The sequence below is a fragment of the Akkermansiaceae bacterium genome (assembly GCA_019634595.1).
GTDB lineage: Bacteria > Verrucomicrobiota > Verrucomicrobiia > Verrucomicrobiales > Akkermansiaceae > Luteolibacter.
Genome location: JAHCBC010000001.1, coordinates 484,324 through 503,355 on the forward strand (window position 1 = coordinate 484,324; position 19,032 = coordinate 503,355).

Annotated in this window: 13 protein-coding genes; 4 read left to right on the forward strand and 9 right to left on the reverse strand. The window is 63.2% G+C overall.

Translation table 11 applies throughout. The features are described 5' to 3' along the window. Positions 1-33: 33 nt before the first annotated feature. Complete coding sequence (locus tag KF712_01980; GenBank protein ID MBX3739733.1) at positions 34-2,073, forward strand: ATP-dependent helicase; 2,040 nt, start codon at positions 34-36, stop codon at positions 2,071-2,073. Between the two features lie 60 nt (positions 2,074-2,133). Here the strand turns inward: KF712_01980 and KF712_01985 are convergent, their stop codons facing one another. Continuing rightward, on the reverse strand, positions 2,134-5,469 hold the full coding sequence (locus tag KF712_01985; GenBank protein ID MBX3739734.1) for a hypothetical protein: 3,336 nt from the start codon (positions 5,467-5,469) through the stop codon (positions 2,134-2,136). Positions 5,470-5,694: 225 nt separating this feature from the next. On the opposite strand from KF712_01985, the gene hrpA reads away from it, so the two are divergent. Continuing rightward, the gene (gene hrpA / locus KF712_01990) at positions 5,695-9,387 is read left to right on the forward strand and encodes an ATP-dependent RNA helicase HrpA (GenBank protein MBX3739735.1); all 3,693 of its coding nucleotides are present in this window, start codon (positions 5,695-5,697) and stop codon (positions 9,385-9,387) included. 97 nt (positions 9,388-9,484) lie between these two features. Here the strand turns inward: hrpA and KF712_01995 are convergent, their stop codons facing one another. Together KF712_01995 and KF712_02000 are read right to left on the reverse strand one after the other, a co-directional pair. Next, positions 9,485-10,057 carry a hypothetical protein gene (locus tag KF712_01995; protein ID MBX3739736.1) on the reverse strand — a complete coding sequence of 191 codons (573 nt, stop codon included), beginning with the start codon at positions 10,055-10,057 and terminating at the stop codon, positions 9,485-9,487. Positions 10,058-10,503: 446 nt separating this feature from the next. Further along, a complete protein-coding gene (locus tag KF712_02000; protein MBX3739737.1) occupies positions 10,504-11,949 on the reverse strand; it encodes a DUF1501 domain-containing protein in 1,446 nt (481 codons plus the stop codon). 269 nt (positions 11,950-12,218) lie between these two features. Between KF712_02000 and KF712_02005 the strand changes: the two genes are divergently transcribed. Further along, positions 12,219-12,551: a hypothetical protein gene (locus KF712_02005; protein MBX3739738.1), complete on the forward strand. Its 333-nt coding sequence runs from the start codon at positions 12,219-12,221 to the stop codon at positions 12,549-12,551. Positions 12,552-12,568: 17 nt separating this feature from the next. Beyond that, positions 12,569-12,982, forward strand: a complete 414-nt coding sequence (locus KF712_02010; GenBank protein MBX3739739.1) for a hypothetical protein — start codon at positions 12,569-12,571, stop codon at positions 12,980-12,982. A 16-nt stretch (positions 12,983-12,998) separates the two neighbouring features. Here KF712_02010 and KF712_02015 read toward each other — a convergent pair whose 3' ends face one another. The 6 genes from KF712_02015 to KF712_02040 all read right to left on the reverse strand — a co-directional run bounded on the left by KF712_02015 (position 12,999) and on the right by KF712_02040 (position 18,828). Next, the gene (locus KF712_02015; protein MBX3739740.1) at positions 12,999-13,976 is read right to left on the reverse strand and encodes a cysteine synthase A; all 978 of its coding nucleotides are present in this window, start codon (positions 13,974-13,976) and stop codon (positions 12,999-13,001) included. 176 nt (positions 13,977-14,152) lie between these two features. Then, the gene (locus KF712_02020) at positions 14,153-15,040 is read right to left on the reverse strand and encodes a serine acetyltransferase (protein MBX3739741.1); all 888 of its coding nucleotides are present in this window, start codon (positions 15,038-15,040) and stop codon (positions 14,153-14,155) included. 63 nt (positions 15,041-15,103) lie between these two features. Continuing rightward, a complete protein-coding gene (locus KF712_02025) occupies positions 15,104-15,604 on the reverse strand; it encodes a rhodanese-like domain-containing protein (protein MBX3739742.1) in 501 nt (166 codons plus the stop codon). Positions 15,605-15,610: 6 nt separating this feature from the next. Then, positions 15,611-16,081, reverse strand: a complete 471-nt coding sequence (locus tag KF712_02030; GenBank protein ID MBX3739743.1) for a hypothetical protein — start codon at positions 16,079-16,081, stop codon at positions 15,611-15,613. Between the two features lie 25 nt (positions 16,082-16,106). Beyond that, positions 16,107-17,900, reverse strand: coding sequence for a SufS family cysteine desulfurase (locus KF712_02035; protein MBX3739744.1), 1,794 nt, complete (start codon positions 17,898-17,900; stop codon positions 16,107-16,109). Next, the gene (locus tag KF712_02040; GenBank protein ID MBX3739745.1) at positions 17,893-18,828 is read right to left on the reverse strand and encodes a hypothetical protein; all 936 of its coding nucleotides are present in this window, start codon (positions 18,826-18,828) and stop codon (positions 17,893-17,895) included. Before KF712_02040 ends, KF712_02035 begins: the two co-directional genes overlap by 8 nt. Positions 18,829-19,032 lie beyond the last annotated feature (204 nt).

The following is a 19,032-nucleotide window of genomic DNA, read 5'->3' on the forward strand; positions in this document are numbered from 1 at the left end:
CGGCCGTCCCGGATGCCATCTTCCCCGCGTCCCATGGCCCGCCAGTATTCCCTTCACCGTCCAGGAGCCACTCCAGCGTCCGGCATCAACTACCAGGCGGCGCTGAATGCGGAGCAGTATGAAGCGGTTTCTTCCCCGCCGGGAAAGGCGCTGGTCATCGCCGGGGCCGGCTCCGGGAAAACCCGCACGCTCACCTACCGGGTGGCCTGGTTGCTGGACCATGGCATCGACTCCCGGCAGGTGTTGTTGCTGACGTTCACGAACAAGGCCGCGCGGGAAATGACGGAGCGTGTGCGGGAACTGGTGCCTCATGACACTTCGGACCTTTGGGCCGGGACGTTCCACTCCATCGGCAACCGCATCCTGCGCCGCCATGCGGAGGAGATCGGCTTCACCCGCGCCTTTTCCATCCTCGACCGGGATGACCAGAAATCCCTGCTCACCGCCGCCGTGGCTGCCTGCGAGATCGATACCAAGAGCCGCCGCTTTCCGAAGGCGGATGTGCTGGCATCCATCTACAGCCTCATCGAGAACACCGGGGCCGCGCTGGAGGATGTCATTGGCGAACGGTATCCGTATTTCTACGATTGGCTGGATGAGATCCGCAAGGTGTGGGAAATCTACACGGAGAAGAAGCGCGACACCAACTCCATGGACTTCGACGACCTGCTGACGCAGACGGTCCGGTTGCTGGAGGAGGATGCGGACGTGCTGGCGCTCTATCAGAAGCGCTTCAGGCACATCCTCGTGGATGAGTATCAGGACACCAACTCCGTGCAGGGCCGGATGATCGACCTGCTGGTTGGGGAGGCGAACAGCCTGATGGCGGTGGGGGATGACGCCCAGTCCATCTATTCCTGGCGCGGTGCGGACATGGACCACATCCTGGGCTTTCCCAAACGGTATCCGGGATCGGAAGTGTTCACCATCGAGACGAACTACCGCAGCGTGCCGGAGATCCTCGACCTCTCCAACGCGGCGATCCGGGCGAACACCGCGAGGTATGAGAAGGATCTGCGTTCCTCCCGCGAGGCCGTGGGTGCGAAGCCCGCGTTGGTTCCGCTGGAGGATCCGAACACACAGGCGGCGTTCGTCGCACAGCGCATCCTGGAACTGCGGGACGAGGGCATCGAGCTGGAGGAAATGGCGGTGCTCTACCGCGCGCATTTCCAGAGCATGGAGGTGCAGATGGAACTGACGCGGCGGGGCATTCCGTTCGGCATCACCAGCGGGCTGCGGTTTTTCGAGCAGGCGCACATCAAGGATGTGGCGGCGTTCCTGCGGTTCGTCACCAACCGGCGGGATGAGGTGAGCTTCAAGCGCATGGCCATGCTGCTGCCTGGCATCGGCGGCGGCGCGGCGGAAAAGCTGTGGCAGGAATGGCTCAGGACCGGCTTCGCGAAGAATCCGGAACCGCCGCCGAAATGGTCCGACATCCTCCTGAAATTCAAGGCTCCGAAGAAATCCCTCAAACACTGGGAGCAGCTCTGCTACACACTGGATGAACTCACCCCCGGCGGAGTTTTCGCGAGGCCATCGGAAATGATCTTCAGTGTGCTGGAGGGCGTCTATGACGAGTTCCTCAAGGCGAATTTCGACAACTACGACAACCGCCGCAGCGACATCGAGCAGCTCTCCCAGTATGGGGCCACCTTTGATGACATCCTGGATTTCCTCGCGCAGCTTTCGTTGATGAGCGCCGTGGACGGAGATCCTTCCGGTGACAAATCCGCGCGGGATGACGAGAAAGTGACGCTTTCCTCCATCCACCAGGCGAAGGGGTTGGAGTGGAAGGTCGTCTTCCTCATCTGGCTCACGGACGGCCAGTTCCCGAACGGCCGCATCCTCGAAGCGGATGACGATGCGGCACTGGAGGAGGAGCGGCGGTTGTTCTACGTGGCCCTCACCCGGGCGAAGGACGACCTGTACCTGAGCTATCCCATGATGAATCCGAAGTCCTACACCGGGGACATCATCACCCGCCCCTCCCGCTTCCTCGATGATTTCCCGGGAGAGATGGTTGAGGAATGGGTGGTGGGGCGCGACCGGGGATGGGGTGACGATCCGTTCTGAAAACAAACCGCCGCCTGTCCTCTGGAGGGACAGACGGCGGGTGGTATTGATGTTTCCGGATCAGGGCGTGGCCACGGGCTTCACCCGGTAGAAGGCACGGCCGGCCGGGGCCGAGGAATCCGTGTGGGTGCCGTCCTGGTCATTGATGCTGATCTCCTCCCATGACATGGGCAGGAGGGTGGTGGAACGCTCGACTGTCACCGGGGTTCCCTGGCTGTCCCAGTGGAGGATGAACGTCCCCGGTCCGCCGGAGATGCCGGTGATTCTTAGTTCCGGTGTGGAAGGAGGGGCGAGGGATCGCACTGACACGTCATCCACCCAGTAGCCGGGGCAGCTTTCCAGTTGTGCCTGGAAGGTCACCGAGATCGCGCCTGCGGTGGGGATTCCGCCTTGGAAAAAAGCCAGGCCGGCGTCTGATGCCGCGAACGGTTGGTCAGCGGCATCCAGGATCTCAATCCGGTAGGTGGCCGCGGGAGTGCCCCAACCTGTGCCGGTCAGGCGGAACTTATGGACGTTCTTGACGTCACCGGCGTCCGCCAGATCCCCGTCGTTGTTGCCATCGGTGGACGCGACGATGGGTGGCCCGGTGATGACGTCCTGCCAGCCGCTTCCTTCATGGAAACACTGCCAGACATCGTTCCGGTAGCGGATGTTGATGTTGCGGCCATCCACGGTGTGGAGCAGCACGTTGAACATGCGGTAGTCCGTGGTGGTCGCCTTCAGTGCGAAGGGGAACTCCACCACGAAATCGGACGCGGGACCGCCGAAGTCACCCCTGATGACGGCGTTGTTGCCCAGGTAGGCCGCCTTTCCGGTTCCTCCGGAGTCCGTGCCGTCGAGCAGGCCGGTGACGTCCCTGGAAGCGGTGGCTGTGGACGTCTCAACCCAGCCCGCCCAGGTATCCCAGTCCGTGAACGGATCAGGTCCGTCGATGTTGAAGTTCCAGTTCCCTACCATATTCGCATCCGTGGTGCCTATGCAGGTGAACGGCGTGGAGCGGTTCGGGTTGGTGGGAAGAGTGCTGTTCACCGTGATCGTATGCCGGGCGGCGTTGTTGCCGTTGGTGAAGTTCGCGGGGTTGATGTTGACCGGAAGCGAATGGGTGCTGCCCGGCGGGATGGTGAGCGGGAATGCCTGCGGCGAGGTGGCGATGTTCGTGTTAAACGATACGCCGCTGATCACCAGGTTCTGGGTGAAGCCGGTGTTGGTGATGGAGATGGCTCCGGACTTTGTCACCCCGTTGTGGGAGAGGATTTCACCCGTGGGGATGACGGAGAAATCCGGGTCCGCCGCCTCCTTCGCGTAGAATGAGACTTCATCGATCCAGTAGCTGGTCGTGAGTCCGCCGGAGCGGGAGATATCCCCTGTGGGGAAGGTGAAGGAACCGGGCGTGTGGTCCGTCCCCGCATTCGACGACCAGATGGCCAGATCGGAAGCCGTGGCCGCCGTCGCGACGGAGTTGGGCTGGGAAACGGAGATGCTGTATCTCGCCGCTGAGGTTCCGAAGCCGGTTCCCTTGATGCGCACGAGATAGAAGTTCACGCTGTCACCATTGGCGGAGCGCAGGTTTCCGTCTTTGTTCGCGTCGATCGAGCCGGTGATGAGTGGCAGCTCCAGCGATTCCCATGCGGATCCGTTGAAGACGCTGAATCCCTGGTCGTTCGCAGGAAGGTAGGCCAGGTTGATGAGTGCGGCGTTGCCGTTGTTGGCATTCGTATAGCTGCCCTCCGTTCCGCTGGCGGCGATGGGCGGTGTGTTGTTTGACTGGATGACGACCTGGAAGGTGCGGTCATTGGATTCAGGGGCATTCCCTTCGGAGTGGTATTCAGGGAAAACGGAAGCATCAAGGGGGCTGAAGTAGAAGGTCATCTCCCAGTCGGCCGCGCCATTGATCATGGTCTGGCTGAAGTTGTCCGGGGCACCGGTCACTCCCATCCCTTTCAGGTAGGCCATGCCTGCGGAACCGATCGCTCCCGGAGTGACCCGTGAAGCGGGCGTGTTCAGGTTGAAGTTGTCGGAAAGCCAGCCGTCCGTGTTGGTTTCGAACCCGGGATTCGTGGTGAGTCTGGTGCCCGAAGTGAAGAAGGTGGCGGACACGGGGAAGGTCATGTTCTGCTCCGTGACACTGGTGTTGACGGCCAGGGTAGCGGTGTGGGTCACGCCGAAGGCATTGCTGGAACCACCCACCGTGAATGACGTCGTCTGGCCCGGGGCCAATGTCACTGGCAGCGTTGCCTCCGTGGACAGGTTGAAAACCGCCGTCGCCGCCTGGAAGCCGATGCTGTTGATGGTGATGGGATTGTTCGTGCCCGTGTTGCGCAGCGTGATGGTACGCGGTGCCGCCGTGACCGGGGAGCCGGTGCCATATACGCCACGGAAGTTCAGGCTGGTGGTGGGACTGGTGGAATCGATCACCAGTTTCGGGTCGTTCTCGATGTTGCCGGTGACGAAATCGAGGCCGTCCGCATCATCACTGATCCGGAAATGATCAAGGTAGAATTGGCCGCCGGAGGTATAGGTCGAACCGGTGAGGACCGGCGTGAGATTCCGGGTTCCCTCAAAGGCGACGGAGAACAGGCCTCCTGCGGGGATTTCGTCACTGGTCGCCGTCAGGGTGGGTGCGGTGCCGGCGGGATTGGAGGCATCCGCCAGGTTGGAGGCATCCGCCGGGTCCAGCCAGATGTCGATGATATCCGCACCTGCCGGATTGTAGGTGATGCGACCGATTATGAGATGGGCGGTCACGGCGGAGGAGTTGACCGTTTCCACTCCTTTTGTGCCATCGTAGTAGAGGAGCTGGCTTCCGTTCGGGACATCGTTCGGGGTTTGTGCCGGATCGAGGTTGATGGCCACCGCTCCGGGCTTGGAAGGGTGCCCGAGGGAAATGCCGAAGGCTCCGGCGGAGGCTCCGCCGTCCGTGGTGGCAGGAGCGTTGAAGAAGACCTGTCCTTGGGCCGCCGGGCCCTTCAGCTTGAAGAGGAAGGAGAACCAGATCTGTGAACCCGTGAGTGCCGTGGCGAATTTCCGCTCCTGCATCCGGGTGTGGAACGGCTCCGCTGCGATCGAATCCGATGTGAACACCACGCCGAGGCCGGCAGCCGCAGGGTCGGACGGGGTTTTTTGTTCGCTGCGGAAATTCTGCACCCCGGCGGGGGCTGCCAGATCGCCTGCCTGGAACTGGACCACACCCGTGCCGTTGTTGTATTCTCCATCGCCGCCGGTTGCGAACCCGCGGCCGGTATTGTGGACGCCGTTGTTGGGTGAACCGCCGTGACCGGAGGTTCGGGTGTCTCCGAGGTTGAGGTCATTGAAGTCGGCTTCCACCTTTCCCGCGTGCAGCGCGGGAGCCAGACAGGCAAAGGTGAACATGGCGACCGTCCAGGGGGTCTTCATCATGCTGGGATATTGGGTTTGTGGGTTTGATGATCTCCCGGTGGCACAAGGCGGAGGGGAGGAATGGATACCATACGGGGCAAGTGGCGGATTTCTCGCCATCTTTCTGACGATGAGGGATAAAAGAGCAGATTCTGGCAAAAAAGGGCGTTGGTTGACCGGATGGCGGAACCTGTTATTTTCCCCGCCCGCCCGCAACGGCGGACGGAAGGGCGATTCCGTGGAGAAATGAGCGAATTTACAGGCAGGTGGAATTACCCGGCGGAACTGCCGGTGGTGGAGCATCGGGACGAGATCATCGCCGCGGTGCGGGCGCACCGTGTGGTGGTGGTGGTGAGCGAGACGGGATCCGGAAAAACCACGCAACTCCCGAAGATGGTGGCAGAGGCCCTGGGCCCGGAGGGAGGCCGGGTCGGCTGCACCCAGCCGCGGCGGATCGCGGCGGCCAGCGTGGCGAAGCGCGTGGCGGAGGAGCTGAAGGTGCCGCTCGGCGGATTTGTCGGCTATCAGGTCAGGTTCGAGGACAAGACCTCCCGGGACACCCGCATCAAGTTCATGACGGACGGTATCCTGCTCGCGGAGACGCAGGGTGACCGTGGCCTGAAGCAATACGGGGCGCTCATCATCGACGAGGCGCATGAACGTTCGCTCAACATTGATTTCCTGCTCGGCTATCTGAAGCAGTTGCTGGATCGGCGGAAGGATCTGAAGATCGTGATCTCGTCGGCGACGCTGGATGCGGGGGCCTTCGCGGCGTTCTTCGGCCATGGCACGCCCGTCATCGAGGCTCCGGGCCGGATGTTCCCGGTGGCGGAGTTTTTCCTGCCGCCAAAGGATGACGAGGAACTGTCGCAGCATGTGGCCCGCGCGGTGGATGACCTGACGGTGATGGAACCCCATGGAGACGTGCTGGTCTTCCTGCCGGGCGAGCGTGAGATCCGCGAGTGCGCGGATGTGCTGGAGGGCAGGCAATACCGGGGCACGGAGGTGCTGCCGCTGTTCGCCCGGCTGGGTATGGGTGACCAGCAGCGGGTTTTCCAACCGGGGAATAAGCGGCGGCTGGTGCTGGCGACCAACGTCGCGGAGACCTCGCTGACCATTCCCCGCATCGCCTGTGTGGTGGACACGGGCATCGCCCGGGTGAGCCGCTGGAGTCCGGGAAAGGGCGTGCAGCGACTGCAGATCGAGCCGGTGAGCCAGGCCAGCGCACGGCAGCGGAAGGGCCGCTGCGGGCGTGTGCGGGATGGTGTGTGCATGCGCCTCTACGAGGAAAGCGAACTGCTGGAGCGGCCGGAGTTCACCGATCCGGAGATTCGCCGCAGCTCGCTGGCTGGGGTCATCCTGCGGATGAAATCCCTGGGGCTCCCTGAGATCGACGAGTTTCCTTTCCTCGATCCACCGGCCGCGAAAGCGGTGTCGGAAGGTTATCGCACGTTGCGTGAGGTGGGCGCGCTGGACAAGGAGAGGCAGCTCACGGAGTCCGGCTGGGAGATGGCGCGCCTTCCGGTCGATCCGCGGCTCGGCCGCATGCTGATCGAGGCCCGGAAGGAAGGCTGCCTGGCGGAGGTGCTGCCCATCGTGGCGGCGCTGGAGTCGAACGATCCGAAGGAACGTCCGGCGGAGAAATCGCGGGAGGCGGACGCCGCCCATGCCCGGTGGAAGGATGCGGATAGCGACTTCACCGGCATCCTGCGGATGTGGAAAGACGTCTCCGCGTTCCGCGATGATCGCGGCCGCTGGAGGATGAACGCGCTGCGGAAATTCTGCGGTCCGCTGTTCCTCAACGCACGCCGCGTGGTGGAGTGGGGGAATGTCGCCGGGGAACTCGGTGATCTTTTGGAGCGCGAGTGGAAGGTGAGGATCGGACAGATCGGTACGGATTTCTCCGGACAGGGAAGCTACGCCACCATCCATAAGACGCTGCTCTCCGGAGTGCCGCGGCAGTTCGGTCTGTGGGACCGGGAGAACAAGGCCTACCGCAGCGCGGGTGGCGGGTTTTTCGCGGTCTTTCCCGGCTCCGGCCTGTTCGGCGCGCCGAAGCGATGGGAGTGGGTGATGGCGATGGAGTTGGTGGAGACCTCGAAGCTCTACGCCCGCCGTGTCGCCCGCATCGATCCGCAGTGGGTGGAGGATGTGGCGCCCCATCTCTGCACCAGCCGCTACGGTGAGGCGCACTGGGACGACAGCCAGGGCGCGGTCTATGGAAAGCAGACGGTCATCTGCGGCGGCCTGCCGGTGGTGGCGGGGCGGCGCGTCCACTACGGCCGCGTGGACCCGAAGGCCGCGCACGGCATCTTTCTCCGCGAAGGCGTGGTCGGTGGTGGGTTGAAAAGGAAGTGCCGCTTCCTCGACCGCATGGAGGAGCTGAAGGAGGAACTCCAGCTTATCGAGCAAAAGCTGCGCCGTCCGGGCGGGCTGTGGAGCGATGACGCGGTGCTGCAGTTTTTCGAGGAACGCGTGCCGGGTGACATCAACACCGCCGCTGGGTTCCACAAGTGGCGGGAGAAACATGAGGACCGCCTCATCATGTCCGTGGGGGATGTGGTGGCGGAGGATCTGGAGTATCTGGGGCTGGATGGCTACCCGGACCTGGTGCGCCATGACGGGAACGAGTATGCGGTCTATTACCACGCCGCGGCGGAGGAAAGGGACGATGGCGTGACGCTGGGCGTCCACGTTGACCAACTGCCGAAGCTGCCCGACTGGCTGCCCGCATGGGGAGTGGATGGGGATCTGGAGGAGCGTGCGGAGATACTGCTGCGCTCCCTGCCGAAGGATTTCCGCCGGGTGTGCCAGCCCATCGCCTCCGTGGCACAGGGTTTCGCGGAGCTGTGGAAGGTTGCGCCGAAGGATCGCCCGCTGTTCCAGGCGATGGTCGAGTACGTGAAAGATCGTACGGGAGCTTTCGTCCCTGCCGGGGACTTCGATGCCAGCCGCCTGCCGCCGCATCTGGTGACGAAGATATGGGTCTGTGATGATGACGGAGGGGAGCTGGCAATGGGTGATGATGTGGCGGTGCTGAAGCTGCAGCTCGCCGACCGCATGCGCGTGCGCTTTGAGGCGGCTGCGAATGCGGATGTCGAGCGGCGCGGCATCAGCTCATGGGACGGGGAGAGTCTGCCGGAGCTGGTGATGACTCCGGGTGGCCCGGCTTATCCGGCCTTGGTGGATGAAGGGAAGTCGGTCGGCGTCCGTGCCTATACCGATCCTGCGGAAGCGGCGGAGTCCCACCGCACGGGTGGCGCGCGCCTGCTGTGGCTGGCCCATCAGGACCAGGTGAACTACCTCAAGAAAAAGTTCCCGCTGGGCATGATGGCAAAGGTGGAAATGCCACGCCTCGGCGTGGGTGGCACCTCGCTGGAGGATCTCATCCTGCTGTGCGCGGAAGGCGCGGCGGGAGGTGCATTCCCCCGGTCGCCGCAGGACTTCGCGACCATGAAGGAAAAGGCGCGCGGACGTTGGTATGACGCCGCCGCCGTCATCGGCAAATCGATGGATGAGATTTTCGAGATCCTGCCGGAGATCCGCACGTGGATCGACAGAAACCGGGGCGACCGCAACTACGGCGAGATCGCGGAGGATCTGGAGGAGGAGCTTTCGTGGATGTTCCGCGGCCGGTTCGCATGGCGCGCGGGTTTCTCCGGGCTGCGCGACTACCCGCGGCGGCTGAAGGCGATCCGCGCCCGCTTGGGCCGGATTTCCTCACTGCCCATCGTGAAGGACCTGGAGAAGATGGACAAGGTCCGGCGGCTGTGGTCGCCGTGGTATGAAGCATGGATGAATGCCCCGGAGCAACCGCGCCTGTGGTCCCACGGCTGGACCCTGGAGGAACTGCGCGTGTCCATCTTCGCTCCCGAAATCCCCACCGTGATGAAGGTTTCCGAAAAGCGCGTGGAGGAAGCGTGGGCGAAGCTCAAGTAAGGAGGAGAATGTCCGCTACGCTCCCATTCTCCTCCTTGCTCTTCGGCGCTTCCACTCCCCTCAGTCTTTCCTCATCCGGCGGCCTTCGGCTGATGGATCACCATAATTTCCGGAAACGGTGGAGGCCCATTTTAACATCCAGATTGTGATTCTCGCCGCGGATCACCTGGTATTTCAGCCCTGTGAGGGAACAGGTCAATTCGGGCAGATCGTTGGGGATGAAAGTACCGTATTCGCTCCTGTGATCCACGGCCAGAACCGGTCCGTTCCTGTCATTGAGCAGGATGAATTCCTCCCACCGGATTTTCCCCCATGTGTAACGCAACCGCACCACGGAAATGGATTCCAGTCCGGCCCATGGCACCTTTTCCCCCCAGCGGTTGGTGATGAATCCCTCCCGGAGCGAGAGGATGGTGGCACCCACACGCATGCTCCGGGGAGAGCGGGCGTAGAGCAGGAAGACAAGCGGCGCGGCGATGAGGGTGGATATGGCGATGTGAAGGATCCACCGCATGTCCGTCTGATAGGCCACGGCGGCGAAGAACCCGCACGTGAGCAGCAGGCTGATGATGAAATGAACCGCCTGCTTCCGGAACGCGCTGCGGGTGACGACGATGGAAGCGTCTCCGGACGGGGATCGGGTGATGGTGGCTCTCCTCAGGTTGTGCATGGACGGCGACAGGGTGTGGCGGGCATCAATCTCCCGTCACCAGATAGTGGTGGAAGAAATACATTTCCCGCAGCAGGAATGGAAGCTGCGTGCGCCATGTGCGGTAGCGCGATGACGGGGTGGGGGAGGAAAGCGCACGGATCCCGAGGTCTCGCGCCATCTCTCCGAATGGCTGTCACCCTCCGCGCGGGCTCCGGTGAAGATGATTTTCCGTGCCATGCCCCGGTGCTGGAGATCCACTCCATGGCGTAGTCGTTCCAGGAATACGGGCGAGGGAATGTCCCCATGGACCGCCGCGCCCAGCACGATGATGCAGTCGGACGGGCGCGCGTGGTCCCCCGATCCGAACCGGTGGATGGAAATGCCCAGCCCCACCAACCAGACGGTGAACACCACGACCGCTGCCGCTGCGGTTTTCAGGAACCAACGGAACCGATCCGGTTTCGTCATGCCAGGATCCCACCCACCACCTTTGCCGGTTCCACGCCGGTCAGCCGCTGGTCCAGTCCCTGGAACTTGAAGGCCAGCCGCTCGTGGTTGAGTCCGAGCTGGTGCAGGATGGTCGCGTGAAGGTCGCGGATATGCACCGGATCCTTCACGATGTTATAGCTCATGTCATCCGTCTCACCATAGGTCGTCCCTGCCTTGATGCCGCCGCCCGCCATCCACAGCGAGAAGCAGCGCGGGTGGTGGTCACGGCCATAGTTCGTCTCGCTGAGACCGCCCTGGCAATAGACGGTGCGGCCGAACTCCCCGCCGAAGATGACGAGGGTGTCTTCCAGCATCCCACGCTGCTTGAGATCCTGGATCAGGCCATAGGCTCCCTGGTCCACGTCTTTGCACTGGGACGCCAGGTCGCGTGGCAGGTTCCCGTGCTGGTCCCATCCGCGGTGGAAGATCTGGACGAAGCGCACGCCGCGCTCCAGGAGCCGCCGTGCCATGAGGGCGGAGTTGGCGAAGGTGCCGCGCGTCTTGCTGTCCTCCCCGTAAAGCTGGTGCGTCGCCTCCGTTTCCCCGGACAGGTCGGCCAGTTCCGGCACGGAGGCCTGCATGCGGAAGGCCATCTCATACTGCTGGATGCGGGTCTGGATCTCGGGATCGTTGATCGCCCCGAAGGATTTCCGGTTCAGCGCGTTGATGCCATCCAGCATGGTGCGCCGTGTCTCCCGGGAAATGCCGGGCGCATCCTTCAGATACAACACGGGGTCACCGGCAGCCCGCAGAGCCACACCCGCATGCTTGCCCGGAAGAAAGCCGGATCCCCAGAGCCGGGCGGAGATCGCCTGCACATTGGAGTAGGGTGAGCTGTGCTTCGCATGCAGCACCACGAAGTCCGGCAGATCCTTGTTCATGGAACCCAGTCCGTAGGAAAGCCATGAACCGATGGATGCCTTCCCGTTCTGCATGGAGCCTGTGCAGACGAGCTGGTTCGCGGGTTCGTGGTTGATGGCGTCCGTGTGCATCGACCTGATGACACAGATGTCGTCCGCCATTTTCGCGTGCCACGGCAGCAGCTCGCTCATCCACGTGCCGGACTGGCCGTGTTGCGCGAACTTGAAGATGGATGGCGCCAGCGGGAACGCCGCCTGCCCGGAGGTCATGCCGGTGAGCCGCTCGCCCTGTTTCGCCAGATAGTCCTTCAGGTCCTCCTTGAACCGCTTCCGCAACTCCGGCTTGTAATCGAACAGGTCGATCTGTGACGGCGCGCCGATCAGTGAAATGTAGATCGCCCGCTTCGCCTTGGCGGCGGAGTGGGGGAGTCCGGTGTCCGCGGTGGAACCCAGCCCGGTTTTCGCCAGCAACGATGAAACAGCAGCGACTCCCAGGCCGGTCCCGGAGCGCCGGAAGAATTGGCGTCTGGTCAGTGCGAGGTTCTGGAAATCCGGGAACATGGGTTTTTGGGTTTCTGGAGTTACCATACGCTGGGGGATGGAGATCTTCTTTCCCAGCAAATCTTGTTGCCGGTTCCGCAGGGCGTGTGAGGAGAATGCAGTCGGTCGTCAGATTCGTGGAGTAGGCTGCCGGGTTCATGGTAGTCGGCCATATTGGGGTTGCCCGGCCGGATTTGATGTGCCGAATCTCAGGGGCTTTCAAAAAGGTTTCCCTGAAAAATTCCATGGTATCCTCTGCACCATCATCCCCGGTCCGCGTGCGGTACTGCATGCGCAGCATCTTTTCCCCGCTCTTGCTGACGGGGTGTTTGGCCCAGTTGTCCGGCTCCGTTCCGGCGGCGGGTGTCATCCTTCTGGCGGGTGTCGTGCTGACGGTCCTCATCATCGTGAGGCCTTACATGGAGGTTACGGATGGCGACGCCAGGCTCGTGGGATTATTGACGGGGAGGAGGATGCCGGTGGAGGATCTCGGTGATATTCTTTCGTCCAAAACCCTGCGCTGGTTCGTGAGGAAGTCGGACATGGAGCGGGTGCGGTGCTTCCATGCGGGGATGGCGTCGAAGCAGGCGGCTCCCATGGATGGTGGAACTCTCAGGGCTTGAACCGGGCGGACGGGGGCATGCGGGATGGAACCATGCTGAGCGGGGAGTTTGTCCTCTGTCATCCGTGCGGACTGCGGATCGCGCGGGGGATGGATGAGAGGCAGGCTGTATTGCTGTGTGGCTCTGATCCGGAGGAAATGGGAAACGGCTTTGTCTGGCGGCATCTCCCACAGGTGCCTGTTGACGGAGGTATGTTGGCGGCGGGGTTGTGCTTCTATCAGGGGGATCTGGTGACGGTGACCTTGCGGGTCGGCGACGCGGGGGGCTGGGACCGTTGGACGGAGGCGGAGGAGCGGGAGTGCGTCCGGCGCACCGGCAAGTGGCTGCGTGGCCTCGGCTACAAGCCGGGGAACTACCGCTGGTGCGAGATCCGTCTGGGCTATGATGCCCGGAGCGGCTCCGGAGGCGCGGTGGTCCGCTTCCACCAATGAGGGCGGATGGAACCGCTCAGAGGGGCAGGGATGGATCCAGGCCGTTCGCGGAAAGCCACTCCGCATTGTAGAGCTTCGACTGATACTTCGCGCCGCTGTCGCAGAGGATGGTGACGATGGTTTTTCCCGGGCCATGCTCCTTGGCGTACCGCACCGCTCCCGCGATGTTGATGCCGCTGGAGAGGCCCAGGAAAAGACCCTCCTCGCGGAGCAGGGAATGGATGATGGAAATCGCGGACTGGTCCCCGATGCGATAGGATTTGTCCACCACGATGTCCTCGATGTTCTTCGTCACGCGGCCCTGGCCGATGCCTTCCGCGAAGGAGTCCCCGTCGTCGGTATCCAGGTTTCCGTTGGTGAACCACGACCACATCGCGGCTCCATAAGGATCCGCGCAGACGATCTGAACCCCGGGATTCCGGCTTTTCAGGTAGAGGGAAGTGCCGGCCAGTGTGCCGCCGGTGCCGACTGCGGAGACAAAGGCATCGATCCTGCCGCCGGTCTGCTCCCAGATCTCCGGGCCGGTGGTTTTGAAATGCGCCTCACGGTTCGCGGTGTTGTCGAACTGGTTCGCCCAGAACCAGCCGTTCTCTTCCGCCAGGCGGCGTGCGATATGGTTGTAGTTGCCGGGGTCCGAGTAGGGTTTGGCCGGGACGGTGAGAACCTCCGCGCCCAGCGCGCGGAGGAGCTGGATCTTCTCCGGTGCCTGTGTCTCCGGGATGATGATGACGGTGCGGTACCCGCGTGCGTGGCCGATGGCGGTGAGGCCGATGCCGGTGTTGCCAGCCGTGCCTTCGACGATGGTTTGGCCGGGCCTGAGCAGTCCCTTTTCCTCCGCGTCCGTGATGATGCCCCACGCGGCGCGGTCCTTCACGGAGCCGCCGGGATTCATGAACTCAGCCTTGGCGAGGATCTCGCAGCCGGTAAAGTCGGAGAGCTTGTTGAGGCGGAGGAGCGGCGTGTTGCCGACGTGGTGGTCGATTCCGTGATGCATAGGGAGGAACATTGAACATCGAACGTCCAACATCGAACGTCGAAGTGAAGATGAGTGGGTGGCGTGCTGTGGATTAGGAAAGGATTCCGTGGATTGGCCTGACATTGGGTGCCATCTTCTTCATTTCAGCATTCGATGTTGGACGTTCAATGTTCGATGTTTGATTTGAGCTTCGCTCAAATCGACCATGTGAGGTCGGCGCGGCGATCCGTCTTGCTGCGGATGGAGAGGTTCTTTTCCTCGTAGATGACCAGGCTGTCGGGCGGGATGCTGTGCATGAGGAAGACGTTCGCGCCAATGGTGGAGTTCGAGCCGATGACGGTCTCCCCGCCGAGGATGGTGGAGTTCGGATAGACCGTCACATTGTCGCCCAGGTTGGGGTGCCGTTTCAGGCCCTTGATGACATGGCCCTGGTCGTCCTTGATGAAGGTGCGGGCACCCAGGGTCACGCCGTGGTAGATCTTGCAGTGGTTGCCGATGTTGCAGGTCTCCCCGATGACCACGCCGGTGCCGTGGTCGATGAAGAAATGCGCGCCGATGGAGGCCCCGGGGTGGATGTCGATGCCGGTGCGGGAGTGCGCCCACTCTGTCATCATGCGCGGGATCATCGGCGCGCCCGCCCGGTAGAGCCGGTGCGCCAGCCGCTGGATGGCGATGGCCTCGATGAAAGGATAGGAAAGGATGATCTCCTCATGGCTGCGGGCGGAGGGATCGTTGTTGTAGGCGGCCTCGATGTCGGTGCGCAGGATCTCGCGGACGATGTGGAGCGCCTTGCAGAACTTCCGGATGATGGGCGGCGTGAGGCCGGTGGGCTTGGTGGGGTTCCCGATGCGGACGCTTTTCCGGACTTGGTCCTCCAGCCTGCCGATCACGGATGCGAGGCGGTCCCCGGTGATCTCCTCCAGGTTGCCGGAGTGGACGACGTCATTGTCGTGGAAGCCGGGAAAAAGGAGCTGCAGCAGGCCCTCGCAGATTTCGCCCACGGCGTGTTTGGAGGGCAGGTTGAGGGCGTCGGCGTTGTTGAGGCCTCCGAATTTCTCGTAGGAAGCGAGAAGCTTGGGGATGTACTCGGAGTAGGAGTGATCGGGCACGGTGGGATCTGGGGCTGGGCCGGTGGACCCATGATGTCATCGGTTCCAGGGGGCTTTCGCAAGGAGCAGTCCCATCCCGCACCAGTCGGTGATGCCGGCGAAGACGAGTCCCGCCCCCACGAAGCCGGAGAGGAAGAAGAAATAGGGATTCACGAACCATCCCAGCAGAAATCCCGCGAGGACCAGGGAACCGGCGGCGATGCGGACCTGCCGCTCGAGGCCGATGACTTTCTTTTCACTCCGCACCACCGGCAGGCCGGCCTCCACCCACGCGAGCGTCCCGCCTTCCACCACAATGGGTTGCTGGGTGGAGGAGAACTTCTCCGCGGCCCGGGCCGCGCGCTGGCCGGAACGGCAGAGAATATAGACGGGCTTGCCATCCGGCAGGGAGGCCGGATCAAATGTGTCGAGAGGCAGGTTCTTTGCGCCCTGTGCGTGGACTTCCTTGAATTCCAGAGGCGTGCGGACGTCGATGAGTTCCGCGGAGGGATCGGCGGCAAGGAGTTCGCGGAGGGCGGCGGGTGTGATGGTGGCCATGGCGGTTCAGGAGCGGAGGGTGGCGGTGAGGCGGGTGGGATGTTGCAGGAGTTCGAAGGCATCGAAGACGCAGCTTGTCACGACATCCGCCGCGGCGAGCGCACCTGCGGCGGCCCCTTCTTTCTGGATCACGGCGATGCCAAGTCGCGCGGCGGAGAGCATCCCCCGGTCGTTCCTGCCATTGCCCACCGCCACAATGGAGTCCGCGCCGAGATTTTCAACAAAGCTCCGCTTCGCTTCATCCTGACCGCCGGGCGGGAGGATGGTGAGCGTCACGGGCAGGTTGGCGAGCTGGGCTGCGGCCAGTCCATAGGTGTCCGCCGTCAGCACGTGGATCTCCAGTTGCTTGGCGGCCGCGGCGAGGATCTCCCGCGCACCCGGAATCAGCCGGCCATCGCGGGCGAGGGTGCCGTTGTAGTCGATGACGAGGCGGGTGAGGTTCAGTTCGCCGAAGCCAGGGATGGAGATCTGGATCATGTGACGGAGGGATGTTCAGGCCGCTTCAACGGCGGACAAGCTGGTGGAGCGAGGCGATGAGTTGGTCAATCTCCGCGAACGTGTTGTAGAACGCAAGTGATGGCCGCACGGTGGATTCCACGCCGAAGTGCCGCAGCGCGGGCATGGCGCAGTGGTGGCCGCCGCGCACGGCGATGCCTTCCTGGTCCAGGTGCTTCGCGATCTTTTCGTTGGAAATCCCGGGAATCACGAAACCGAGCACGCTGGCCTTGTGATGGGCCGTGCCGATGGGCCGCAGCCCCGGGATCGAGTGGAGCAGGGGAGTCGCATACTCCAGCAGCGAGTGTTCATACGCGGCGATGGCGGGGATGCCGACCTTGAACAGGTAGTCGATGGCGGCGCCCAGCCCCACCACTCCGGCGATGTCCGGAGTGCCCGCCTCGAACTTCTCCGGGGCGTGGTTGTAGATGGTCCGCTCGAAGGTGACGTCCTTGATCATGTGGCCGCCGCCCTGCCATGGCGGCATGCTTTCCAGCAGATGGGATTTCCCATACACCGCGCCGATGCCCGTGGGGCCGAACACCTTGTGCCCGGAGAATACGAAGAAATCCGCATCCATCGCCTGCACGTTGATCGGGATGTGCGGGGTCGATTGCGCTCCGTCGATGAGGACCGGCACGCCCCGCGCATGGGCGATGGAAATGATCTCCTCCACCGGGTTGATGGTGCCCAGCGCGTTGGAAACCTGCGTTACGGAAACGATCTTCGTCTTGTCCGTGATGAGCTTCGGCACCTCCTCCAGGATCAGTTCGCCGCGGTCGTTCATCGGGATCACGCGGATGCTGGCTCCGGTTTGCTCCGCGAGGAGCTGCCACGGCACGATGTTAGCGTGGTGCTCCAGATTGCTGAGGAGGATCTCATCCCCGGCCCCGATGTTCTTCCGGCCCCAGCTCTGGGCGATGAGGTTGATGCCCTCCGTGGTGCCGCGGACGAAGATGATCTCCTTCGCGTCCGCCGCACCCAGGAACTGCCGCACCTTCTCCCGCCCGGCTTCGAACAACTCCGTCGATCGGCCCGCGAGGGTGTGGGCGGCGCGGTGGATGTTCGAGTTGTCCCGGCCGTAGAAGGACGAGGTGGCGTCGATGACCGACTGCGGCTTGTGGGTGGTCGCGGCATTGTCCAGCCACACCAGAGGATGACCGTTCACCCGCTGGTGCAGGGCGGGGAAATCACGGCGCACGCCTTCGACATCGAAGCTGCTGAACGGCGCGGACGTGTTGGCACGGGGAAAGGCGATCCCCGACGGAGCACCAGGCACGGAGACATCCCGCAGGAAATAGAAGTCCGGCGTTTCCGGATGGCTGCCGCCTTCCGTATTCCAGAATGAGTCCGGCTGGGGGCTGCGGTCCGGAGAGCGGCGTTCCCAGGAGTTGAACGCCGGTTCGCCGAATTCATGGGAGTCCGCCGAGCCGGGGATGTGGCTGCCCTGCGGAGTGCCGGAACCGGGTACCTCCTCATCCGGCTCCGCGCCCACCACGGTGGGGTGGACGGGCGGCGGGGCATCCGGATTGTGTGAGGCCGGAAATCCTCCGGAAAGATCGATCTGGCTGTTCTGCGGTGCGGATGCCGTGCCGGCGGATGCCGGTGTGGCTTGGGAAGGTGCGCCCGCCACCGTGGTCGGTGGCGTCACGGGAGCCTGCACGGATTCCGTGGACGGAAACCGGTCGGTGGAGGGGCGGCCATCGTGGAAGATCTCGGTGGCGAGTTTCGCGATGAGGCCGCCGAACGGATCGGCCGGGGCATCCGTGAGGATGCCCGGCTCAATGCGGAGCTCAGACATACTCGTGGTAGTTGTTGATCGAAACGTCGTCCAGGCGGGCGATGGCGTCCTCACCCAGCTTCGCCACGGAGAAGTAGCGGGTCACCAGGTGGGAGGCGATGGAGTGTTCGTTCGTGCCCATGTAGCGCACGGACAGGCCCGGCTCGATCTCACCGGTGACTCCGGCTTTCTGGAGGCCGACGATGCCACGCTGCTTCTCACCCACGCGCAACAGGAGGATGCTGGTCTTGCCTTTCTTGTCGATCGCCAGCTTGTTGCTGGGGATCAGCGGAATGCCGCGCCAGGTGATGAACGGGGAGCCGAACAGCGTGACGGTTGGCGGTGGGACGCCACGGCGGGTCGCCTCACGGCCGAACGCGGCGATGGCATACGGATGGGCGAGGAAGAAGGCGGGTTTCTTCCAGACCAGCTTGATCAGTTCGTCGAGGTCGTCCGGGGTCGGGGTGCCCTTGCGGGTCTTGATCACCTGGGAGTCCGCCACCACATTGATGAGGCCGAATTCCGGATGGTTGAGAAGCTCGGACTCCTCACGCTCCTTGACCGCTTCCACGGTGAGGCGCACCTGCTCGCGGAGCTGGTCCACGGCGTTGCTGTAGAGGTCGGTGACGCGGGTGTGGGTGTGGAGGACGGTCTGGATCGAGGAGAGGTGGTATTCCTGCGGATCGTTCTCGTAATCGACGAAGGTGCCGGGAAGCTTCGGCTCGCCGTCATCAACGGTGAGCAGATCCACGGCGACGCCGTTGGCTTTGCGTTTCACGCGGTTGACACGATAGACGCCGCCATCGACATCCACCCACGGGAGGAGGATGTGGAGCCAGCGTGGCGTGATGTCATCCCACTGCGGTGGTGTGACGGTGGCGGTGGCGAGGTTGCGGGCGGCTTCCGCGCTGACACTCAGGCGGGACGGCGTTTGGTTCGTTTGGCTCATGACGATTCAGGGAATGATGCGATGCGGGCGGGCGACGCCGCGTGATGCGGCGGGATGGCCTTGGAAGTCCCCGGGTGGGGTAGGCTGTCGCACGTTTCGGGGAAACCGCTGCCCATGTGGGCTCGTCAGAAACCGGTGCGTGAAAAAGAACGGTCCTCAGGATGCAGGATGACAGCAGGGTGTGTCAAACTGATTGGAATACGA